This window comes from Dietzia sp. HMSC21D01 (assembly GCF_001815995.1).
GTDB classification, from domain to species: Bacteria; Actinomycetota; Actinomycetes; order Mycobacteriales; family Mycobacteriaceae; genus Dietzia; species Dietzia cinnamea.
In genome coordinates, this window is record NZ_KV823988.1 from 1 (window position 1) to 1,424 (window position 1,424).

At 69.3% G+C, this 1,424-nt stretch carries 2 protein-coding genes and 1 pseudogene; 2 read left to right on the forward strand and 1 reads right to left on the reverse strand.

What is annotated here, in order from left to right; translation table 11 throughout:
* Together HMPREF3086_RS11815 and HMPREF3086_RS11820 are read left to right on the forward strand one after the other, a co-directional pair.
* Window positions 1–289, forward strand: a 289-nt coding sequence (locus HMPREF3086_RS11815; protein WP_070722039.1) for a hypothetical protein, incomplete at its 5' end; no start/stop codon positions are given.
* Entirely contained in the window at window positions 273–860 is a 588-nt protein-coding gene (locus tag HMPREF3086_RS11820) for a hypothetical protein (protein ID WP_246830979.1), read from the forward strand. The genes HMPREF3086_RS11815 and HMPREF3086_RS11820, both read left to right, overlap by 17 nt.
* A 312-nt stretch (window positions 861–1,172) precedes the next feature.
* On the opposite strand, the pseudogene HMPREF3086_RS19005 reads toward HMPREF3086_RS11820, so the two are convergent.
* Window positions 1,173–1,424: pseudogene (locus HMPREF3086_RS19005) on the reverse strand (hypothetical protein); the annotation flags it as partial.

Genomic DNA, 1,424 nt, shown 5'->3' on the forward strand with positions numbered 1-1,424 from the left:
CGAGCTCGAGCGGGCGCGCAAGCGCGAGTCCAAGCTCGTGGCGGTGTTCTCCGCGATCGATGCCCGCGCGGATGCCGAAGCCGCCCTGGGGGAGGCGCTGATCGAGCTGAAGGACCTCGGCGTCGCCCAGTCCGATCTGGCCGAGATGACTGGACTGTCCGCCCGAGAAGTCGGTGCCGCGATCCGCGCCGCGAAGGACCACACCGCCACCGGGGACTCCACGCCGGACACCGGTGACGAGCACGCGCCGGACACGACCTCGGACCACAACGGTGACCAGTCACACTGACCTTCACGGAAGCCTCGCGGGCGTCGAGGTCCCCCTGCCGGGCCTGGAACTAGTCGCGCCGGCCCCGGTCCCGTCGGGCGCGGTGCGGCGGTCGCGCCCCTACAGTGCGACTCTGCCACCCACCCGCGCGGCGATCGACGCGTTCTGGTCCCGCGTGGTCAAAGCACCCGGCAACGGGTGCTGGTTCCTCATCGCAGCGATCAGTGGTGTCGACGGATATACGCGGCTTACCTGGCGACACAATGGGGTCAGTCGCACCGAGTCCGGGCACCGCTTCGCGTTGTTGTTGGCTGGCGAACTCGGCGACGGAGTCGTGGCTGAGCACCGCTGCAACGAACCCCTGTGCGTGCGTGTCGACCCGGGGCATGTCGTGGCCTCCACCCAGTCAGCAAATCTGCGCTACGCCGTCGCGTGCGGTCGCACCGGCGCCATCCGCAACCCCGACCAACACACCAACCGCTACGCGCGCTCCGTGGCGGTGCGAGACGCACTCGCCTCCGGCTGGGACGCGCGCGCATACTCCCGCGCCTGCGGCAACGCAGCACCCCTCGATACACCCTCACTGTTCTAGAGGTTTGGGAGTACAGTCATCCGCAGATAAGGCCCCGCCGGCGGCGGGGCCTTCGTCGATGGACAGGCCAGTCGGGATGTGTCAGCGGTTTGCCGCTGGTCGACGTTGTCGGCGCAGCTGTCGGTACGGCTTCGCCGTCCATCGCAGCGGGGTCCTACTGATCGATCACCCACAGTGCTATCCGCGACCGGTAGTACGCGCCCATATCGCAGGGTGAACGACTAACGCGTAACGAACCACGCCAGCAGTCCCACCGCCGCGACCGCTGGCGCCCACGAACCGCGGGCGGTGCGCAGCGCGTTGGGGCTGAAGCTATCCGGCGGTGAGGTTGTAGGTATCCAGCACGGCCGCCAATGCGGCATTGTCGGCCGGCGGCGCGACCGGTTGGCCCGGGCCTGCGGCCAGAGCGTCGGCGACGTCGTCGCGCAGCCACACCGCCCAGCAGGACCACTGCGTGCCATGTTTGGAGAAGTAGTGCACGCCCAGTGCTCGCGCGCCGCCCACCAGTGGGGCGGTCGCCAGCGCCCCGGCCAATTCGGTCGTCAGATGACGGTCCCCGCTTCG